Consider the following 18,945-nt stretch of genomic DNA (forward strand, 5'->3'; position numbering starts at 1 on the left):
GGCTACCCCCGCTCGAAGACGATGACCAGGCCGTCGACGCCGCCGGGCCCGATCCGGCCCTTGACGCTGACATTGGTCATCGACTTGTAGCGCCAGCCCTCCCGGGCGTGCTCATTCAGTATCTTCTCGAGCTTGCCGCCGGACATCTTGTCGCCGAACCAGCCTTCCCGAACTTCCACGACCTTGTATTCCATGGACCCCAAGATAGGTCCTCACGGCCTGACGGGTCGCCCTTTCCGGTTTTCCCGCGCAAATGAACCCGGTCCCGGGCGACGATCGAGTCGTCGTACGGGACCGGGTTCCGCGGGGGAGCGCCTACCCGCTGATGACCTGCGGCACGCCGAGCGCCTTCAGGCCCTCGACGCCGAACTCGAGCCCGTAGCCGGAGCCCTTGATGCCGCCGAAGGGGATGCGCGGATCGACGCCGCCGTGCTTGTTTATCCACACGGTGCCGGCCTGGATACGGGCGGCCACCTCGCGGGCCCGGTCACGGTCGGACGACCAGACCGAGGATCCGAGGCCGACATCCAGCGCATTGGCCTGCGCGATGGCCTCGTCGAGGTCGGTGTAGCGGATGATCGGCAGGGCGGGGCCGAACTGCTCCTCGACGACCAACGGGTTGTCCGGGTCGATGTCGGCGACCAGGGTGGTGGGGTAGAAGTAGCCCGGCGCGTCGTAGTCCGGCTCGCCACTGGTGAGCACGCGGGCACCGGAGGCCTTCGCGGCGTTCACCAGGCGGTCGACGATGTCGAACTGCGCCTTGTTCTGCAGCGGTCCCAGCACGTTCTGCTCCTCCAGGCCGACGCCCATGGGCATCTGCTCGGCGACCTCCACGAGCGCGGCGCACACCTCGTCGTAGATGGCGTCCGGGACGTAGAGCCGCTTGAGCGCGGCACAGGTCTGGCCGGTGTTGATGAATGCGCCCCAGAACAGGTCCTCGGCGATGGCCTTCGGGTCGGCGTCGTCGAGGACGATGCCGGCGTCATTGCCGCCGAGCTCGAGCGTGAGGCGCTTGACAGTGCCCGCGGAGGCCTCGATGATCTTCTTGCCGGTGGTGGTGGAGCCGGTGAACATGATCTTGCCGACCGCCTCGTGCGTGCTCAGCGCGGCACCGACGTCGCCCTCGCCGGAGACGACGTTCAGCACGCCGTCGGGAAGCACGGTGTTGATCACGTGCACGAGTGCCAGGACGCTCAGCGGGGTGTACTCGGACGGCTTGACGACGACTGCGTTGCCCATCCGCAGGGCGGGGGCGATCTGCCAGATGGTGATCATCATCGGCCAGTTCCATGGTCCGATGGCGCCGACGACGCCGATCGGCCGGTAGTTGATCACGGCGTGGGTCTCGCCGTCGTCGACCAGGGTCTCCTCGTTCAGCTCGAAGGAGGCGGTGGCCCGCAGCCAGGCCGAGCAGGCCCCGACCTCGAAACGGGCGTTCGGGCCGTTGAGCGGCTTGCCCTGCTCACGCGACAACAGCTGCGCGAGCGGCTCGGCGGCGGCCTCCACGGCATCGGCGGCCTTCATCAGGCGGTCGCAGCGCTCCTCGTCGCTCAGCGCGCCCCACCCCTGCTGACTGTCGACGGCGCGCTGTACCGCGGTCTCGAGGTCGGCGACGGTGTGGGCCGGGGCGCGGCCGACCAGCTCGCCGGTGGCCGGGTTGAGAATATCGCGGCCGTTGTCGGCGGCCTCGACGGCCGCGAGAAGTTCTTCCGCCGTGGTGGACGTCTGGAGCGTTGCCTGGGTCATGGTTCCTCCTTGGGGGTACGGTTCACCCATTGTGTCCCTGAACACAGTTTCCCCGCTTGGAGAATCGTGCACACCACTTGCCGTCCAGTGTGATGATCGACAGGTAGTGAATATTCATCCGGCAGACGAGACCCGGGAGGAAACATGTCCCCGTCCACGCAGTCAGCGCTGTCCCTGCCCGAATGGCGGGCAGCGGTCACGTCCCCCTTCGGCCCACTGCAGGTCAACGCCGCCGACGCCGCCACCTTTCGCGCGGACCTGCGCGTGGTCACGGTGGGGGAGGTCTCCCTGTTCGACATGAAGACACCCGCCCACACCGTGGATCGCCTCGCCGCCGCGATCCCCCGTGACGGAGTCCCCTACTGCAAACTCAGCCTTCAACTGGCGGGGGAATCCATTCTGAGCCAGGACGGACGGCAGTGCGCTCTCCGGCCGGGCGACCTCGCCCTCTACGTCACCCAGCGCCCCTACCAGCTGCATTACCCCGCCCCCCAGCACACTCTCGTGGTGCACTTCCCCCAGAGCTTCGTCCACCTGACCCCCGACCAGATCAGCCGGCTCACCGCCACCCGGATCTCGGGCGACGAAGGACTCGGCCGGGTGATGATTCCGCTGTTCGAGCAGCTGGCCATGAATTTCGATGTGCTCAACGGCCCCCACGCGAGCTCTCTGCTGCGCTCCGCACTGGACATGCTGGTCACCGTTCTGTCCGCGGAACTCACGCACCCCACCGAGCCATCCGCGGCCGACATGCTCTTCCACCAGGCCATCGCCTATATCGACGCGAACCTGGCCGACATGGAGCTGGGCCCCAGGACGGTGGCCGAGGCCCTCTTCGTCTCCGTGCGGCACCTGCACTCACAGTTCTCGGCCAGCGGGCTGACCGTCAGTGCGTATATCCGCGGCCGTCGGCTGGAGCTCATCCGCCGGGATCTCGCCGATCCGCTGATGGCCGACGACTCCATCCAGACCATCGGCGCCCGCCACGGTCTCCCGGACGCCTCCCATGTCTCCCGGGTGTTCCGCTCCGAGTTCGGCGAGTCCCCGAGCGCCTACCGCGCGAGAGCGCTGGCAGGCCGCTGAGGCCCTCCGCAGCCACTGTTTTTAACCCGACTTTCATCGTATAATTAAGGGCATGCTCAAGCCCGTCCTCATCGCCGTCGGCTCGCTCAGCCTTGCCCTCGGGGCGGCGGGGATCATGCTGCCGGTGCTGCCCACCACCCCGTTCCTGCTGTTGGCGGCGTTCTGCTTCGGCCGCAGTTCCAACCGGCTGCACAACTACCTGGTCAATCACCGGGTCTTCGGCACCTACATCTCGAACTACTACCACCGCGCGATGACGCCCCGCCACAAGGTGCGCACCCTGTCGGCACTGTGGTTCGGCATCGCCGTCTCGGTGTGGCTGCTCGGCACGCCGGCCACCACCATCATCCTGCCGGTCATCGCGGGCCTGGTGAGCATCCACCTCATCCGTCTCCGGCCGCAGCCGGAGAAGGCTCCGCAGTCGCTCATCGACTCCGGGGCAGCACCGCTCGCCGACGCCGCGCCGCTGCGCCTGGAGGAGGCCCGCGGCCGCCGATGAGCGCGTGAGCGCGGTGTTCCCCGCTCAGTCACCCGTCGTCGGCAGCAGCCACACCTCATCGCCGCGGACCTCGACGGGGAACGTGGTCAGTGAGGCGCGGGCGGGGTAGAGGGTGGCCTCGCCGGTGTCCAGGCAGAATTTCCCGTTATGGAGCCAGCAGGCCACTTCACCGCCGACGGCCCCGCCCTTGGCCAGGGAGGCCCCGAGGTGGGTGCAGGTGTCGTCGACGGCGCGGAAACCGTCCTCGGTGTGGAACAGTGCGATCGGCGTCGGGTGCCCGGAGACCTCCGGCGGAACGGCGACGCCCTTCCCCGGCGCGATCTCCCCGACCCGCGCGACCTTGACGGGATGTTCGATCATGCGCTCAGCCTATCGCCCCGCCCCGGTGTCCGGCACGACATTCAGCCCGGTGGGAAGACAAAGGCACCCCGGTTGCGGTTCACAACCGGGGTGCCACGACGGGAAGGCGTCAGTCCCTCGTGTGGTCGGTGGAGACGCCGGGGACGGCGAAGGCCTCCTCGTCATCGCGACGGATGTCGAGGCGGCCCTTGGCGAACTTGTTGATGATCAGGGCAATCGCGCCGTCGCCGGTGACATTGGCGGCGGTGCCGAAGGAGTCGATGGCGATATAGGCGGCGATCATCAGGGCGATCATGCTCTCGTCGAAGCCGAGCATGCTGCCGAGCAGGCCGACGGCCGCCATGACCGCGCCACCGGGCACGCCCGGCGCGGCGATCATCGTCACGCCGAGCATGAGGATGAAGCCGATGGCCAGCGGGACGGACACCTCCAGGCCCGCCATGGCGACGATGGCGAAGGCGAAGAGCGTCAGCTTCATCATGGATCCACCCAGGTGGATGGTCGCGCACAGCGGGATGACGAAGCCGGCGACGTTGGTCTCCACGCCGTTCTTGCGGGCGGCCTCGTAGGTCACCGGGATGGTCGCGGCCGACGAGGAGGTGCCCAGTGCCGTGGCGTAGGCGGGCAGCATGTTCTTCAGCGCGGTCAGCGGGTTGCGGCCCGTGAGGGCGCCGGCGACGGTGAACTGGATGAGCAGCAGGATGATCGTCATGACCGTGGCCACGATGATGACCTTGCCGAAGGTGACCAGCGTGTCGATCAGATTGCCGTTCATGCCCAGGCCGAGGAAGGTGCCGAAGATGAAGATCGGCAGCAGCGGGATGACGAAGGCGGAGATCACCTTCATGACCACTCGCTCCAGGTCGCGGGTGACCTTGAAGAGCGTGTCGGACTTGACCACGGTCATGGCCACGCCGAGGCAGAAGGCCAGCAGCAGGGCGGTCATGACCTCGAAGGGCGGCGGCATCTCGATGGTGAAGAACGATGCGAGGGCGCCCTCGTCGACGTCCGCGACGTCGTCGGCCACCTGCTCATCACCCAGTAACGCGGGGTACAGGCCCCGGGCGACGGCGTAGGCCACCAGACCGGAGAAGACCGTCGAGCCGTAGGCGATCGCCGTGGTGATCGCCAGCCACTTTCCGGCCCCGCGGCCCAGTCCGGCGATCGCCGGGGTGATGAGCGCGAAGATCAGGACGGGGATGAAGAAATTCAGGAAGTTGCCGAAGAGGCTGTTGAACGTGACGAACACCCGCGCCAGCCACTCGGGGAAGAAGAGGCTGCAGATGACGCCGAGGATGATCGCGACGACGATCCGGAACAGCAGCGAGGATGATAAGCGACGTAAGTCCATGTAGTTGAGCACCACCTTGTTCGAGCCCGTGGCCGACGTCCACGGATGATTGTCCTGGTCGGGGTGTCACGCGCGGGCGGCCCGCGACTCCCAGATCACCGCAGTCACGTTACTGCACGTCCCCGCGCCCACCGTCGTCGCTGACGCCACCGCCGTCGTCGCCGTCGTCACCATCCGCGTCCTCCCCGTCGCCGCGGGCGTCGAGAAGCCTCCGGCGGTCCAGCCCCGCCTCGTCGAGGGCGCGCAGATCCTTCTTCTTGCCGCGGGCGGCGCGGAACTCCGCCTCGAGCCCGGCGATCTCCGCGCCCTCCTTCACGGCGTCGGCGACGGTGGGGTGGACGGTCACCCGCTCTGCGAGGCCGGAGCGGCGCAGCGCCTTCTGCACGGAGCGGGTGGCGCGGGCGACGAGCACCGGGGTGCCGACCTCCACGAGGTGGTCGACCAGGGTGGTCAACGCGAGAACACCGGTGTAGTCCAGGTCCGGGACCGCCGCGCCGTCGAGCACCACCACGTCATAGGGGCCCGAACCGCTGTTGAGTTCCTCGCGCAGCTGCTCGACGACGTAGTCGGCGTCCGCGTACCAGATCGGGGCCTCCACCGACCAGACCAGCACGCCGGGCACCTGCCGCGTTTCGACGCCCGCGTTCACCGGCACCCAGTGGTTGGACTGCGGCATCAGCCCCTTGCGGTAGACCGGCGGACGCGCCTCCCGGCGCGTGCGGTCGAGCAGGGTGACCAACGCGGCGACGGCCACGCCCTCCGCGATACCGAGCGTGCACACCAGCACCACCGTCCCGACGGCCACCCCGAACTCCAGGCGGCTGTAGCGCAGGATGCGGCGCAGCTCGCGGACCCGGATCAGCGAGGCCGCGATCTGCAGCAGCACCGCGGCCAGGGCGGCGTGGGGCAGCAGCGGCAGCAGCCCGGAGCCGAGGAACAGCACGGCGAGCACGACCAGCCCCGCCGTCAGCCCGACGACCTGGCTGCGGCCCCGGGCGTCCTGCACCAGGCGGGTGCGCGGCGGGGAGGCGTTGAGTGCGAAGGAACCGACCACCGCCGAGGCCGCCGAGGCCACGCCGATCACCCCGAGATCGCGGTCCAGGGTCGTCCGGCCCTGCCGCGTCGCGGCCTCCGTGGCACCGGTCTGCACGGTGACGAGCACGACGATGACCAGCGCCGGGGTCAGCAGCTCAGGCACGGCGGACCAGGGGACGGCGCGGACGTCAGGCAGCGACCACACCGGACCGACCTCATCCAGGGTCGCCACCCCGTGATCGGTGAGTCCGAAGGCCGCCGTGGCGCCCGCGGCGACGGCCAGGCCGAGGAGCGCACCGGGCAGGCGCGGGCTGATCATCACGGTGACCACCGTGACCGTCAGCACGGTGACGCTGAGCGCCGCCGCGTAGGGGTTGACCTCGTCGAGGCCGGTGGCCAGCTGCCGCGCCTGCTCCGGCACCGCGCCGGTGGTCTCGGGCATGCCGAGGGCGGTGCTGAGTTGGGTGACGATGATGCTGACGCCGACGCCCGCGAGCAGGCCGACGGTCACCGGGCGGGAGAGGAACTGGGTGATCCACCCGCCGCGCATCAGGCCGATGAGGATGAGCAGCGCCGCGACCATCAGGCTCAACAGCAGCAGCGCCCCGCGGTCGACGCCCGCGTTCCCACCCGCGCCCGTCCCCACGGCGGCGGCCGCCGCCCCGCCGGCCAGCAACGGGGCGATGGTGGAGTCCGGTCCGACGGAAAGGATGCGGTGGCCGCCCACCAGGGCGAAGACGATCACGCCGACCAGCAGCCCCGTCAGCCCGAGGGTGGGGGAGACGCCGACCAGTTGCGCGGCGGCCATGGAGCCGGGCAGGGCGATGGCGGCCAGGGTCAGACCGACGACCAGATCGGTGCCCAGGGTCTCCCGGGCTCCGCGCAGCGTCGGCAGCAGCCAGCGGGGCAGGGGAGCGGGGCTCATGCCCCATGATGTACCGGAGTCACCGGCGGAAGAGGCCTTTTCGTTCCAGTCGTGCCCGAAGCGTTACCGCCCACCGGGTGGGCGGGTGTTGGCGGGGAGGGCCGGGACGGATTCAGTACTGGGCCGATTCGGGGATAAAGTGAGGAACATGATGGTGATCGGCGTAATTCTCCTCGTGCTGGCCGCAGCCCTCCTGATCCTGGGTGGTCTCGCGTGGTCCCGGAAACTCCCCGGCAACGGGATCATCGGTATCCGCGTCCCCGAGGTCCGCAAATCCCGGGAACTGTGGGACGCCGCCCACGGGGTCGCCGGACCGCTGTGGGTCGTCGGCGGTGTCTCCCTGCTGCTGAGCTCGGTCCTCGCCTTCACCGCCACGGGATGGATGTGGCTCATCGTGGTCCTGCTGGTGCTGGCGGCCGTGGTGCTGCTGGGCATGGGCGCAGGCACGGGCGCCCGTGCCGTCTCCATCCTGGACGCCCGGAACCAGGACGACGGCTGCTCCTCCTGCGGCGACGGCGGTTCCTGCGGCTGCGGCGGACACGCCGGACCCGCCCCCGAGGTCGACTTCGAGGCCCTGCGCAAGGCCCTCGACTCCTCCGAGAAGAAGTAGCGCCCCACCCCCCGCCACACCGGGCCCTCCCCGCCGCATGAACCGGCACGGGAGGGCCCGGCTTTTCGTCCCCCGGATCAGTAGTGTGGTGGCACGCACCCCGGCCCGACGGAGTACCACGGAGGTTCCCATGCTGATCACCGATGTCGCAGAAGGCGTGCACCTCATCCAGCACGCCAACGTCAACTGCTGGCTGCTCGAGGACGACGACGGCCTCACACTCGTCGACGCCGGCCTCCCCGGCACGTGGAGTGAACTGGAGGACGGGGTCAACACCCTCGGCCACCGCCTGGAGGACATCCGCACCCTCGTGCTCACCCACGCCCACTTCGACCATGTCGGCATGGCCCGCCGCCTGGTCAGGCAGCTCGGGCTGCCGGTCCACGCCCACAGTGAGGACCACGAGCTGGCCGCCCACCCCTTCCGCTACGCCCACGAGAACCCCATCGCCCTGTACCCGCTGAAGCACCCGCGGGCCCTGCCGGTGCTGGGCTCGATGGTGCTGGCCGGAGCGGCGTTCGTCCGCGGCGTCCAGGAGGTGCAGCCCCTGACCGTGGACACCGAACTCGCCGTGCCCGGCCGCCCGAAGGTGATCGCCACCCCGGGCCACACCTACGGGCACGTGGCCCTGCACCTGCCGGGCCGCGACGCAGTGATCACCGGCGACGCCCTGGTGACCCTGGATCCCTACACCGCCTTCACCGGTCCGCGGCTCGTCGCCGGGGCGGCGACGGCCGACGAGGCCCAGGCGCTGTCCTCGCTCGACGCGATCGCGGCGACCGAGGCCCGGAACGTCCTGCCCGGCCACGGGAACCCCTGGACCCGCGGTGCCGGCCGCGCCGTCGAGGTGGCCCGCCGCAACGGCATGGCCTGAACCACGCCAGCGGGTGCTCCGTCGGGGGGATCACCGCGCGGAGTTCACGACCCGGTGCTAAAGTGACCAGACATGTACAGCATCTGTCTTATCGACCACCGGCAGTGGTGGTGGCGCGCCAGCTGAGCGAGCCACGATGTTGCACACCTGACAGCACCTGAAATCAAGGGCTCGCACGCTTCAGCCAAGCGGCGGGCCCTTCGTGGTTCCACCCCCTGAGAGTCTGTGACGGGAAGGGCGCCGCTTGAAAGAAGCAGCAGCTCGGAGAAGTCCCCGTCGATCACCCACCACTCCAGGAGGTCCCACCCGATGAGCACCACCACCGGCAGACACGGCAGGTGCCTGCCATGAGCTTTGATCCACGCGTCCTGACCATCCCGGTCCGCTACCACGAGGACGCCTCCGGTCTCTTCGCGCACATCGGCGGCACGGCCATTGACGACGCCGTGCTCCTGGAGAGCGCGGACATCACCACCCGCAGCGGCATCTCCTCGGTGGCGGTGCTGCGCGGCGCGCTGCGGTTGACCTGCCGCGGCACCGTGGTCACGGCCGAGCCGCTGACCCGCTCCGGCGAGCTCTTCGCCGAGCGGCTGCGCGGGCAGCTCGCCGGGCACGTCGTCGACAGCGGAGACGGCGATCAGCTCGCCTTCGACTTCCCGCCGTCCGGTGCCGCGGACGAGCGCGAACGTCTCCTGGCCACCAGCACCATCGAGCCGCTGCGCCGCCTGCAGCTGGAGGCCGGCTACCACGACGACGGCGACACCCTGCCCTTCCTCGCCGGCGGCATGGCCTTCGACTACCTGGAGACCTTCGAGGTCCTGCCCGAGGTGGGCGCTTCCGCCAACACCTACCCGGACTACCAGTTCCTGCTCGCCGAGATCGTGCTGACGATCAACCACGAGACCAGGTCCGCGAAGCTGACGGCCGTGGGGGCGGACGAGGCGGAGACCGCGGCGCTGGAGACCGAGCTGAAGCACCTGGCGGCGACCATCGACGCCGCCGAGCCGGACACCGAGCACGCCTACCGGGTCACCGAGCACGACGGGGACACGCTGACTGTCACCGCGGACATCCCGGACGATGAGTTCCGCGCCCAGGTCACCGACCTGAAGGAGCACATCCGCAACGGCGACATCTACCAGGTCGTCCCGGCGCGCACCTTCACCGCGCCCTGTCCGGACGCCTTCGCCGCCTACCGCCAGCTGCGCGAGACCAACCCCAGCCCGTACATGTTCTACGTCCGCGGGCTGGACACCGAGGGCAGGCCCTACGAGCTGTTCGGCGCCTCCCCGGAGTCGAACCTGAAATTCGACGCCGCCACGCGCGAGGTGCAGCTGTACCCGATCGCCGGCACCCGCCCACGCGGGCTGAACCCGGACGGCACGGTCAGCCCGGAGCTGGATATCCGCCTGGAACTCGAGCTGCGCACCGACGCCAAGGAGATCGCCGAGCACACCATGCTCGTGGATCTGGCCCGCAATGACCTTGCCCGCGTCGCCGTGCCCGCCACCCGGCGCGTGGCCGATCTGCTGCAGGTGGACCGCTACTCGCGCGTGATGCACCTGGTCTCCCGGGTCACCGCGGAGCTGCACCCGGATCTCGACGCCCTGGACGCCTACCGCGCCTGCATGAACATGGGCACGCTGACGGGGGCGCCGAAGCTGCGCGCGATGGAGCTGCTGCGCGGCGTCGAGAAGCGCCGCCGCGGCTCCTACGGGGGAGCGGTCGGCTACATCCGCGGCAACGGGGACATGGACAACTGCATCATCATCCGCTCGGCCTACGTGAGTGGGGGAGTGGCGGCCGTGCAGGCCGGGGCGGGTGTGGTGCGTGACTCGAACCCGCAGGCCGAGGCCGATGAGACCCTGCACAAGGCGTACGCCGTGCTCAACGCCATCGCGCTCGCCGCGGACTCGGCCCTGGAGGTGGTCCGGTGACCAACCCGCACATCGTGCTGATCGACAACCACGATTCCTTCGTCTACAACCTCGTCGACGCCTTCGCGGTCGCCGGTTACCGCTGCACCGTCTTCCGCAACACCGTCGGTGTCGAGGAGGTGCTGGCCGCGCAGCCGGATCTGATCTGCCTGTCGCCCGGCCCCGGGCACCCGCGCGAGGCCGGCCACCTCATGGCGCTCATCGACGCCGCGCTGGGCGAGGTGCCGATCCTCGGCATCTGCCTGGGTTTCCAGGCGCTGCTGGAGCACTTCGGCGGCACGGTCGAACCCTGCGGCCCGGTGCACGGCACCTCGGATCTCATGCGGCTGACCGACGCCGGCGTCGACAGCCCCGTCTTCGACGGCCTGGCGGTGGACAGCGGCCCGGATCTGCCCGGCGTGGTCGGGCACCTGGTGCCGGTGGCCCGCTACCACTCGCTGGGCTGCCGTCAGGTGCCCGCTGAGCTGGAGGTGCTGGCCACCTGTGACTCCGAGATCGGGGAGGTGGTGATGGCCGCGCGGACCCGCGACGGTCTGGCGCTCGGCCTGCAGTTCCACCCCGAGTCGGTGCTCAGTCCCAGCGGCCCGCTGATTCTGGACCGTGGGGCGCAGCAATTATTGAATAATTCCACAAAAGGAGCGGATGCGTCATGACCAGTCCCGATAATCTCGCCGTGCTGTCGCGGTACCTCGACAACCCGAATCCGACGCTCGAGGAGGCCGTGGAGGTCTTCACCCCGATGACCATCGGCGCCTACGACGACGTGCACATCGCCGCGCTGCTGGCCACCATCCGCACCCGCGGGGAGACCTTCGCCGACATCGCCGGCGCCGCGAAGGCCTTCATCTCCGCGGGCCGCCCCTTCCCCTACGAGGGGGAGGGCGTGATGGACACCGCCGGCACCGGGGGTGACGGCGCCAACACCATCAACATCACCACCGGCGCCTCCCTGGTGGCCGCCGCGGGTGGCTGCACCGTGATCAAGCACGGCAACCGCTCCGTCAGCTCCAGGTCGGGCTCGGCGGACGTGCTCGAGGCGCTGAACATCCCCCTGGACCTGGACGTTGACCGTGCCGTGAAGTGGGTGGAGAACTCGGGCTTTACCTTCCTGTTCGCCCCGGCCTACAATCCGGCCGTGGCCCACGCCCAGCCCGTGCGCAAGGCACTGAAGATCCCCACCATCTTCAACGTGCTCGGCCCGCTGCTCAGCCCCGTGCGCCCCGAGTTCCAGATCATGGGCGTGGCCAATCCGGAGCAGGGCCAGTTGATCGCCGAGGTCATGCAGGAGCTCGGCCGCACCCGCGCGCTCGTCGTCCACGGCGCGGGCACCGACGAGATCGCCGTCCACGGCACCACGCAGGTGTGGGAGCTGACCGAGGACGGGGAGATCATCCACTACGAGGTCACCCCGGAGGAGCTCGGGGTGAGCACCTGCGAACTGGCGGAGCTCGTCGGCGGCGACGGCGAGGAGAACGCCCGCCACATGCGCGCCATCTTCGACGGCACCGGGCCCACCGCCCACCGCGACGCCGTGGCCGTCAACGCCGGCGCGATGTTCTACCTGAAGTCCAAGGCGGACTCGCTGCGCGAGGGCACGGAACTGGCGCTGAAGCTGATCGCGGACGGCACCGTCGCCGCCTGGTTGAAGAAGCACGAGGAGACTGACTATGGCGCATAAGCTGCCCACTGTTCTGGAAGGCATCGTCGAGGGCCGCCGCGGCCACCTGGCCGAGATCCGCGCACGCATCGCGCACGTGGACGTCGCGGCGCTGCCGACATCGGAACGCTCGCTCTACACCTCCCTCGGGGGAGGAGAGCCCGGGGGCGGCCGCGGGCTCAACCGCTTCATCATGGAGTGCAAGTCCTCCTCGCCCTCGCTGGGGATGATCCGCGAGCACTACGAACCCGGCGAGATCGCCAAGATCTACTCCCGCTTCGCCGCCGGCATCTCCGTGCTCTGCGAGCCGGACCGCTTCGGTGGCGACTACGACCACCTGGCCACCGTCGCGTCCTCGACGCACCTGCCGGTGCTGTGCAAGGACTTCATCGTCGACGAGGTCCAGATCCACGCCGCCCGCTACTACGGCGCCGACGCGATTCTGCTCATGCTCTCCGTTCTGGACGATGAGGAGTACGCGGCACTCGCCGCGGAGGCCGGACGCTTCGGGCTCGACGTCCTCACCGAGGTCATCGACGAAGACGAGGTCGAGCGCGCGCTGCGGCTGGACGCGAAGATCATCGGCGTCAACCACCGCAACCTCCACGACCTCTCGATCGACCTGTCCCGCTCCGGCCGCCTGGCCGAGCTCATCCCGGCCGACCGCGTGGTCGTCTCCGAATCCGGCATCCGCGACAACGAGACCGTCCGCCGGCTCGGCGGTCACTCCAACGGCTTCCTCGTCGGCTCGCAGCTGACCAGCCAGCCGGATATTGAGCGCGCCGCCCGCGAGCTCGTCCACGGCACCAACAAGGTCTGCGGCCTGACCACCGCGACGGCCGCGCAGGCCGCCCGGTCTGCGGGTGCCGTCTACGGCGGGCTGGTCTTCGAGGAGGCCTCCCCGCGCGATGTTTCACGTGAAACCGCAACGGAGATCATCGCGAACGAGCCCGGCCTGACCTACGTCGCCGTCTCCCGGCGCGCCTCCGGTTATGCGGAGCTGCTCCTCGACGGCGTCGGCGCCGTCCAGGTCCACGCCCCGTACCAGGGTTCGGTCGACGCCGAGCTCGATCTCGTCCAGGCCGTGCGCGCCGAGGTGCCCGAGGGCGTCGAGGTGTGGCGCGCGGTGTCCATGACGAAGGAGCACGGACCGGCCATCGCCGAGGCGCTTGCCGCCGACGGCACCGTGGACCGGCTCGTCCTCGACGCCGGGGAGGGCGGCACCGGAACCAGCTTCGACTGGGGAGTCGTCCCGGACGTCGTCAAGCGGCACTCCCTGCTCGCCGGCGGGCTGGGCCCGGACAACGCCGCCGACGCACTCGCCGTCGGCTGCGCGGGTCTCGACCTCAACTCCGGCGTGGAGTACCCGGCGACGGCGGGAGAGTGGGCCGGCCGCAAGGACGCCGGCGCCATCCGCCGCGTCTTCTCCACCGTCCGCACATTCAGCTACCCGGAATCCGACCTCTGACCGCAGGAGAACACGACCATGACTGATAATGCAGCCCGCGACGGCGGCGCCACGATCCTGCCGGCGTACTTCGGCGAGTTCGGCGGCCAGTTCGTCCCCGAGTCGCTCATCCCGGCCCTCGACCAACTGGAGAAGGCGTTCGTCGACGCGATGGACGACGCCGACTTCAAGCAGGAGCTGGCCACCTACCTCCGCGACTACCTCGGCCGCCCGACCCCGCTGACCGAGTGCGCCAACCTGCCGCTGGCGGGGGAGGGGAGGGGCCACGCCCGCATCTTCCTCAAGCGCGAGGACCTGGTGCACGGCGGCGCCCACAAGACCAACCAGGTCATCGCGCAGGCGCTGCTGGCCAAGCGAATGGGCAAGACCCGCATCATCGCCGAGACCGGTGCCGGCCAGCACGGCACCGCGACCGCCCTGGCCTGCGCGCTGCTCGACCTCGAGTGCGTCATCTATATGGGCGCCAAGGACGTCGAGCGCCAGCAGCCGAATGTCTGGCGGATGAACCTGATGGGCGCGGAGGTCGTGCCCGTCGAAACCGGCTCGGGCACCCTCAAGGACGCCGTGAACGAGGCGCTGCGCGACTGGACCGCGACCTTCCACGACTCCCACTACCTGCTCGGCACCGCCGCGGGCCCGCACCCCTTCCCGACGCTCGTGCGGGAGTTCCACCGGGTGATCTCCGAGGAGGCCAAGGCGCAGATGCTCGAACGCACCGGCGGGCTGCCCGACGTCGTCGTCGCGGCCGTCGGCGGCGGGTCGAACGCCATCGGCATGTTCGCCGACTTCATCGACGACGAGTCCGTCGAACTCGTCGGCACCGAGCCTGCCGGCGAGGGCGTGGACTCCGGCAAGCACGGCGCGGCCATCGCCATGGGCAAGGTCGGCATCCTGCACGGCACGAAGAGCTACCTCATGCGCGACGCCGACGGACAGGTCGAGGAGTCCTACTCGATCTCCGCCGGCCTGGACTACCCGGCCGTCGGCCCGCAGCACGCGCACCTGGCCAAGTCCGGCCGCGCGCAGTATGTCCCCGTCACCGACGCCGAGGCCCTCGAGGCCTTCCAGCTGCTCTCCCGCAAGGAGGGCATCATCCCGGCGCTCGAGTCCTCCCACGCCTTCGCCTACGCCCTGCAGCGCGCGAAGCAGGCGGAGGCCGACGGCGAGGACATCACCATCCTGGTCTCCCTGTCCGGCCGCGGTGACAAGGACGTCGACCACGTCCGCCGCTCGCTCGACGCCCACCCCGAACTCGTCCTGAAGGAGGACTGACCATGAGCCGCTACGAGAAGCTTTTCGCGGCCCTCGAGGCCAAGGGGGAGGGCGCCTTCGTCCCCTTCATCATGCTGAGCGACCCCGATCCGGACTCGGCCGTCGAGATCATCTCCACCATCGTGGAGGCCGGTGCCGACGCCGTCGAGCTCGGCGTCCCGTTCTCCGATCCGATCGCCGACGGCCCGACGATCCAGAACTCCCACGTCCGCGCCCTCGACGGCGGCGCGACCGTCGACGGGGCCCTGGGGCAGATCCGCCGGATCCGCGCGGCCTACCCGGATCTGCCGATCGGCATGCTGATCTACTCGAACGTGCCGTACGTCCGCGGTCTCGAGAAGTTCTACCGCGAGTTCCAGGAGGCGGGCGCCGACTCGGTCCTGCTGCCCGACGTTCCCGTGCGCGAGGGCCGCCCCTTCGCGGAGGCCGCCGAGACCGTCGGCGTCGACCCGATCTTCATCGCCCCGGCCCAGGCCTCCGAGGCGACGCTGAGTGGTGTGGCCGCCCGCTCGAAGGGCTATATCTACGCCGTCTCCCGCCACGGGGTGACCGGTACCGAGCAGGAGTCGGAGACCACCGGCCTGGCGGATGTGGTGGCCAATATCCAGCGCTTCGGCGGTGCCCCGGCGTTGCTCGGCTTCGGCATCTCCAGCCCGCGGCACGTGGCCGACGCCGTCGCCGCCGGGGCCGCCGGCGCGCTCTCCGGTTCAGCGATCACGAAGATCATCGACAAGTACGTGGAGGGCGAGCACCCGAACCCGGGGCGGGTCACCGACATGGCCGCCCTGAAGAAGGAGCTGACGGAGTTCGTCTCCGCCATGAAGGCGGCCACGAAGAAGTAGCTCCGCTTGGTCCCACGCGGCGCCCGTTCTCTTCCCCGGTGGGGGAGGGGACGGGCGTCGTCGTTTCACGTGAAACATCGTGGAACCGCGGGGGTCGCCGACGATGCCGGGCACACGCTGGCGCTCGGCCATTGATACCAGCGCGATGGAACGCCGAAACGTGGCGGCGGAACGCCTTTCCGTGTAGAAGCCGGAGAAGCTGACGAGCGGCAGCGGGCTGCGGCGAGGTGGAGGTTTCCGTGCTACCGGGGTGTCGATCCGGTTCCGGCCCAATCGAGACGAAAGAAAGCCCTCATCGCTGCATCCGCATCGGATACAGCGATCAAGGCCAGAACCCTGACCGCTTCTCGGCTCGTCGACGGCGCTACCGGGCGCTCCGAAGGGTGGGGAAGGCACTGGCCACCCGCCGCCCGCCGGTTTCCGCTGACCGCTCACCGACCATCCGGCGGCTTCGGGGCGTTCAACCGCAGGTGCGGTCGGTGCCCAAGAGGAAATGCCGGTCTTGGGCGGTGGGGTAGGGGAGTGGCTACCGGGCCGCTGGAGACAATGACCCACCGGGAATACAGGCATCGGCAGCGCTTACGACCGCCATGAGGGCACAGGAGGTTCGGCTTCTCACCGCCCCGGTCACCGTCCGCGGAACTATGCTGGCGAATGACATAGCCCGACAGGGACGATGGGGAATCGATGAGAACCAGGATGGTTCCGGGTGGCCGAGAAGCAACGGCGCGCTTCGCCGACCCCGGCAGGGGCACGGCGCAATCAGCCCACCCGGCGCTGACCTTCATCGCCGATCACGTCTTCATCCCGAACCGCGCCGCCCTGATCCCGCCCACTCGTTGCCCCGCCGAGACGGCACGGGCGACCGAAGCATTCTCGGTGGATCAGAACGCGGCGGAGGAAGGACACCACTGCGATCGCATGTTGAGTTCTGAAGACCGCCCCATGGTGTTTCACGTGAAACACGGGACAAACGCGAAGTCTCCGGCGCGATTCACATCCCACTCCTCCCGCCCGGAAATCAAGCGGGCCGGACAACCTCCACCCCTCATCGCTCTCAGCCGACCGACGGGCGGATGCCCCGGACCCGGAGAGACAGACACACCCCACAAGAAATCAGGAGAAGAACAGTGACAGCCGTGATCGAGGTTCAGGACCTCACCAAGAACTTCGGGGACTTCCGGGCGCTGAACGAGTTCAACCTCTCAGTGGAGAAGGGGAGCATCCACGGTTTCCTCGGCCCCAACGGCTCCGGAAAGTCCACCACGATTCGCACTCTCCTCGGCGTCCTCCATCCCACCTCCGGAACAGTCAGAGTGCTCGGCCGTGATCCCCGCCGACACCCGGATGTCCTCCGCCGCGTGGGCTACGTGCCGGGCGATGTGTCCCTGTGGCCGAACCTCACCGGGCGCGAGACCCTCCGCGCGCTGGAGTCGTTGCGGGGGCGACAGGTCGACCGCGACCGGGAGGACGAACTCATCGACGCCTTCCAACTCGATCCGGACAAGCGGGCACGCGAGTACTCGACGGGCAACCGGCGGAAGGTGAGTCTGGTGGCGGCGCTCTCCGTCGGGGCGGAACTGCTCATCCTGGACGAGCCCACCGCCGGGCTCGACCCGCTCATGGAGCAGACCTTCGTCGACGTCATCCGGCAGGAGAAGAAGCGGGGCACCACCGTGCTGCTCTCCAGCCACATTATGAGCGAGGTGGAGAAGCTATGCGATTCGGTCACGGTAATCAAGGAGGGGCGTGCCGTGGAGAGCGGCAGCATCTCCGAGCTCCGTCACCTTTCGGCGCACCGGATCACCGCCACCGTCCCGGAACCCACTCCGGAGCTGCGGGAGTTGGCCGGCGCGGAGTTCAAGGATGCTCAACTCCGCGTCACCGCCAACCGGGAGGACGTCTCCCATATTCTCCGGTTGATTCTCACTGCCGGAGGAGAGGGGATCACCGCCACGCCGACCAGTGTGGAGGAACTGTTCCTCCGTCACTACAGCGACGACCAGAGCACGTCCTGAGGCGGCAGGTCCAAAGCCGCCTCCTGTCGCCCGCATCCCGTCAGCCGCAACTGGAACTGGGGCATATTTCTCTTCGACGCATCGCGGCAACAGTAACGCGAGACGCCTCGCCCTTGAGGAGGGTGGTTTCACGTGAAACGGGAGCCGGAGAAGCCACGTGGATGCTTAGCACTGTTCCCGGTCCCAGCCCTCCCAATCCGGATAGAAACGGATGCCCCCGCGCGTGCAGAATGTCCCTCCCTCCGGGGAGCCCGGTGCCTCGTCCCATCCTTTTCGCGCGTGCGCCGCCGTCTCCCGGATGGCCGGGGGTTGGCAGTGTGCACCGGCAAACTGGTTCCGGTTCCGATGGGCGCTTGTCCGCCCCAAGGCACATTAACCGCAAGGAGTGCGCAGCTGCGCACTCACCGTCTGAAACCGTCAACACCACCGCCACCCTGATCACTGATCAGCATCCGGACGTGGTCAGGACGACCGGCCAGCAGGCGGCCTACCGCAGAACTCGGTTCCTGTACCCACCGCCCGCCCCCTGGCTCCGTACGGCGCCAACCATCAAGGTTTCACGTGAAACCACGCCTCTGCCGACGCGCGGCGGCATTCGTCGCGGGGCATACTCGACACCATGACCGCCGAGAAGAAACAGCCCAATGAGAACACGAAGGACAGATTCGCCAACGCCACCGGCCGTTCCATCGGGGAATGGATGGAGTACCTGCAGTCCCACCCAGACGGAGGCGTGAATCTCCACGACCTCACCCACCAGGATTTCGCACGCCTCGCCATCGAAGGGGGAGCCTCCGAATGGTGGGCGCAGAGCATCTCCGTGGAGGTGGAGAGAATCATCGGACGTCGCCGCGTCGGACAGACCGTCACCGGGTCAGTGAGCGCGGGGGCGAGCAAGACGGTAAGAGGGGAGTGGACCGAGGCATTCGACAGCTTCGTCGCCTTCCTGTCCGCGGGTGGACGAGATCTGCTGCCCGCCGAGCCCCTCGATGAACCCCGCATCTCTGAAACCGAGAAGTGGCGCTACTGGCGGGCCGGACTCACCGACGGTTCCACCGTCGCGATCGACTGTTCTGACGCCTCCACCGGAGAGGTGCGCAAGACCCGCCTGAGCGTGAAGCACGACAAGCTGGGTTCACTCGAACAACGGGACGCCATCAAGGCGCATTGGCGTGGAGTACTCGATGAATTCGCGGAAGAAGTCGCCGGATGAGTCCTTGCACGAGCATGCCCGGGTACCCCGGACCACCCCCCAGTAGTGTCACTGT

The 18,945-nt window shown here is 69.0% G+C and carries 17 protein-coding genes; 12 read left to right on the plus strand and 5 right to left on the minus strand.

Annotation, left to right across the window (positions count from 1 at the left end; all coding sequences use genetic code 11):
* Nucleotides 1-2: 2 nt before the first annotated feature.
* Both A605_RS14090 and A605_RS14095 read right to left on the minus strand, forming a co-directional pair.
* Nucleotides 3-194, minus strand: coding sequence for a DUF4177 domain-containing protein (locus tag A605_RS14090; RefSeq protein ID WP_015402183.1), 192 nt, complete (start codon nucleotides 192-194; stop codon nucleotides 3-5).
* A gap of 121 nt (nucleotides 195-315) precedes the next feature.
* Nucleotides 316-1,746, minus strand: a complete 1,431-nt coding sequence (locus tag A605_RS14095) for an aldehyde dehydrogenase family protein (RefSeq protein ID WP_015402184.1) — start codon at nucleotides 1,744-1,746, stop codon at nucleotides 316-318.
* 144 nt (nucleotides 1,747-1,890) lie between these two features.
* On the opposite strand from A605_RS14095, the gene A605_RS14100 reads away from it, so the two are divergent.
* The gene (locus tag A605_RS14100) at nucleotides 1,891-2,829 is read left to right on the plus strand and encodes an AraC-like ligand-binding domain-containing protein (RefSeq protein WP_015402185.1); all 939 of its coding nucleotides are present in this window, start codon (nucleotides 1,891-1,893) and stop codon (nucleotides 2,827-2,829) included.
* 52 nt (nucleotides 2,830-2,881) lie between these two features.
* Nucleotides 2,882-3,328 carry a YbaN family protein gene (locus A605_RS14105; protein ID WP_015402186.1) on the plus strand — a complete coding sequence of 149 codons (447 nt, stop codon included), beginning with the start codon at nucleotides 2,882-2,884 and terminating at the stop codon, nucleotides 3,326-3,328.
* A 24-nt stretch (nucleotides 3,329-3,352) separates the two neighbouring features.
* Here A605_RS14105 and A605_RS14110 read toward each other — a convergent pair whose 3' ends face one another.
* The 3 genes from A605_RS14110 to A605_RS14120 all read right to left on the minus strand — a co-directional run bounded on the left by A605_RS14110 (nucleotide 3,353) and on the right by A605_RS14120 (nucleotide 6,999).
* Nucleotides 3,353-3,688: a Rieske (2Fe-2S) protein gene (locus tag A605_RS14110; protein WP_015402187.1), complete on the minus strand. Its 336-nt coding sequence runs from the start codon at nucleotides 3,686-3,688 to the stop codon at nucleotides 3,353-3,355.
* A gap of 109 nt (nucleotides 3,689-3,797) precedes the next feature.
* Nucleotides 3,798-5,039 carry a dicarboxylate/amino acid:cation symporter gene (locus A605_RS14115; RefSeq protein WP_015402188.1) on the minus strand — a complete coding sequence of 414 codons (1,242 nt, stop codon included), beginning with the start codon at nucleotides 5,037-5,039 and terminating at the stop codon, nucleotides 3,798-3,800.
* Nucleotides 5,040-5,148: 109 nt separating this feature from the next.
* Nucleotides 5,149-6,999, minus strand: coding sequence for a SulP family inorganic anion transporter (locus A605_RS14120; RefSeq protein WP_015402189.1), 1,851 nt, complete (start codon nucleotides 6,997-6,999; stop codon nucleotides 5,149-5,151).
* A gap of 148 nt (nucleotides 7,000-7,147) precedes the next feature.
* Between A605_RS14120 and A605_RS14125 the strand changes: the two genes are divergently transcribed.
* The 10 genes from A605_RS14125 (at nucleotide 7,148) to A605_RS14170 (ending at nucleotide 18,890) form a co-directional block, all read left to right on the plus strand.
* Nucleotides 7,148-7,609, plus strand: a complete 462-nt coding sequence (locus tag A605_RS14125; RefSeq protein WP_015402190.1) for an SdpI family protein — start codon at nucleotides 7,148-7,150, stop codon at nucleotides 7,607-7,609.
* 130 nt (nucleotides 7,610-7,739) lie between these two features.
* Nucleotides 7,740-8,483 carry an MBL fold metallo-hydrolase gene (locus tag A605_RS14130; protein ID WP_015402191.1) on the plus strand — a complete coding sequence of 248 codons (744 nt, stop codon included), beginning with the start codon at nucleotides 7,740-7,742 and terminating at the stop codon, nucleotides 8,481-8,483.
* A gap of 347 nt (nucleotides 8,484-8,830) precedes the next feature.
* A complete protein-coding gene (locus A605_RS14135) occupies nucleotides 8,831-10,420 on the plus strand; it encodes an anthranilate synthase component 1 (RefSeq protein ID WP_015402192.1) in 1,590 nt (529 codons plus the stop codon).
* Nucleotides 10,417-11,073 (plus strand): anthranilate synthase component II, encoded by a 657-nt coding sequence (locus tag A605_RS14140; RefSeq protein ID WP_015402193.1) that lies wholly within the window; start codon nucleotides 10,417-10,419, stop codon nucleotides 11,071-11,073. The genes A605_RS14135 and A605_RS14140 overlap by 4 nt, the downstream gene beginning before the upstream one ends.
* Nucleotides 11,070-12,098: an anthranilate phosphoribosyltransferase gene (gene trpD / locus A605_RS14145; RefSeq protein WP_015402194.1), complete on the plus strand. Its 1,029-nt coding sequence runs from the start codon at nucleotides 11,070-11,072 to the stop codon at nucleotides 12,096-12,098. Before A605_RS14140 ends, trpD begins: the two co-directional genes overlap by 4 nt.
* Nucleotides 12,088-13,545, plus strand: a complete 1,458-nt coding sequence (gene trpCF / locus A605_RS14150) for a bifunctional indole-3-glycerol-phosphate synthase TrpC/phosphoribosylanthranilate isomerase TrpF (RefSeq protein ID WP_015402195.1) — start codon at nucleotides 12,088-12,090, stop codon at nucleotides 13,543-13,545. Before trpD ends, trpCF begins: the two co-directional genes overlap by 11 nt.
* Nucleotides 13,546-13,563: 18 nt before the next feature.
* Entirely contained in the window at nucleotides 13,564-14,817 is a 1,254-nt protein-coding gene (gene trpB, locus A605_RS14155; RefSeq protein ID WP_015402196.1) for a tryptophan synthase subunit beta, read from the plus strand.
* Nucleotides 14,818-14,819: 2 nt separating this feature from the next.
* Nucleotides 14,820-15,659 (plus strand): tryptophan synthase subunit alpha, encoded by an 840-nt coding sequence (trpA, locus tag A605_RS14160; protein WP_015402197.1) that lies wholly within the window; start codon nucleotides 14,820-14,822, stop codon nucleotides 15,657-15,659.
* A gap of 1,139 nt (nucleotides 15,660-16,798) precedes the next feature.
* The gene (locus A605_RS14165; RefSeq protein ID WP_015402198.1) at nucleotides 16,799-17,677 is read left to right on the plus strand and encodes an ABC transporter ATP-binding protein; all 879 of its coding nucleotides are present in this window, start codon (nucleotides 16,799-16,801) and stop codon (nucleotides 17,675-17,677) included.
* 619 nt (nucleotides 17,678-18,296) lie between these two features.
* A complete protein-coding gene (locus A605_RS14170) occupies nucleotides 18,297-18,890 on the plus strand; it encodes a hypothetical protein (protein WP_015402199.1) in 594 nt (197 codons plus the stop codon).
* Nucleotides 18,891-18,945 lie beyond the last annotated feature (55 nt).

Origin of the sequence: Corynebacterium halotolerans YIM 70093 = DSM 44683 (genome assembly GCF_000341345.1) — a bacterium.
In the GTDB taxonomy this organism is placed as follows: domain Bacteria; phylum Actinomycetota; class Actinomycetes; order Mycobacteriales; family Mycobacteriaceae; genus Corynebacterium; species Corynebacterium halotolerans.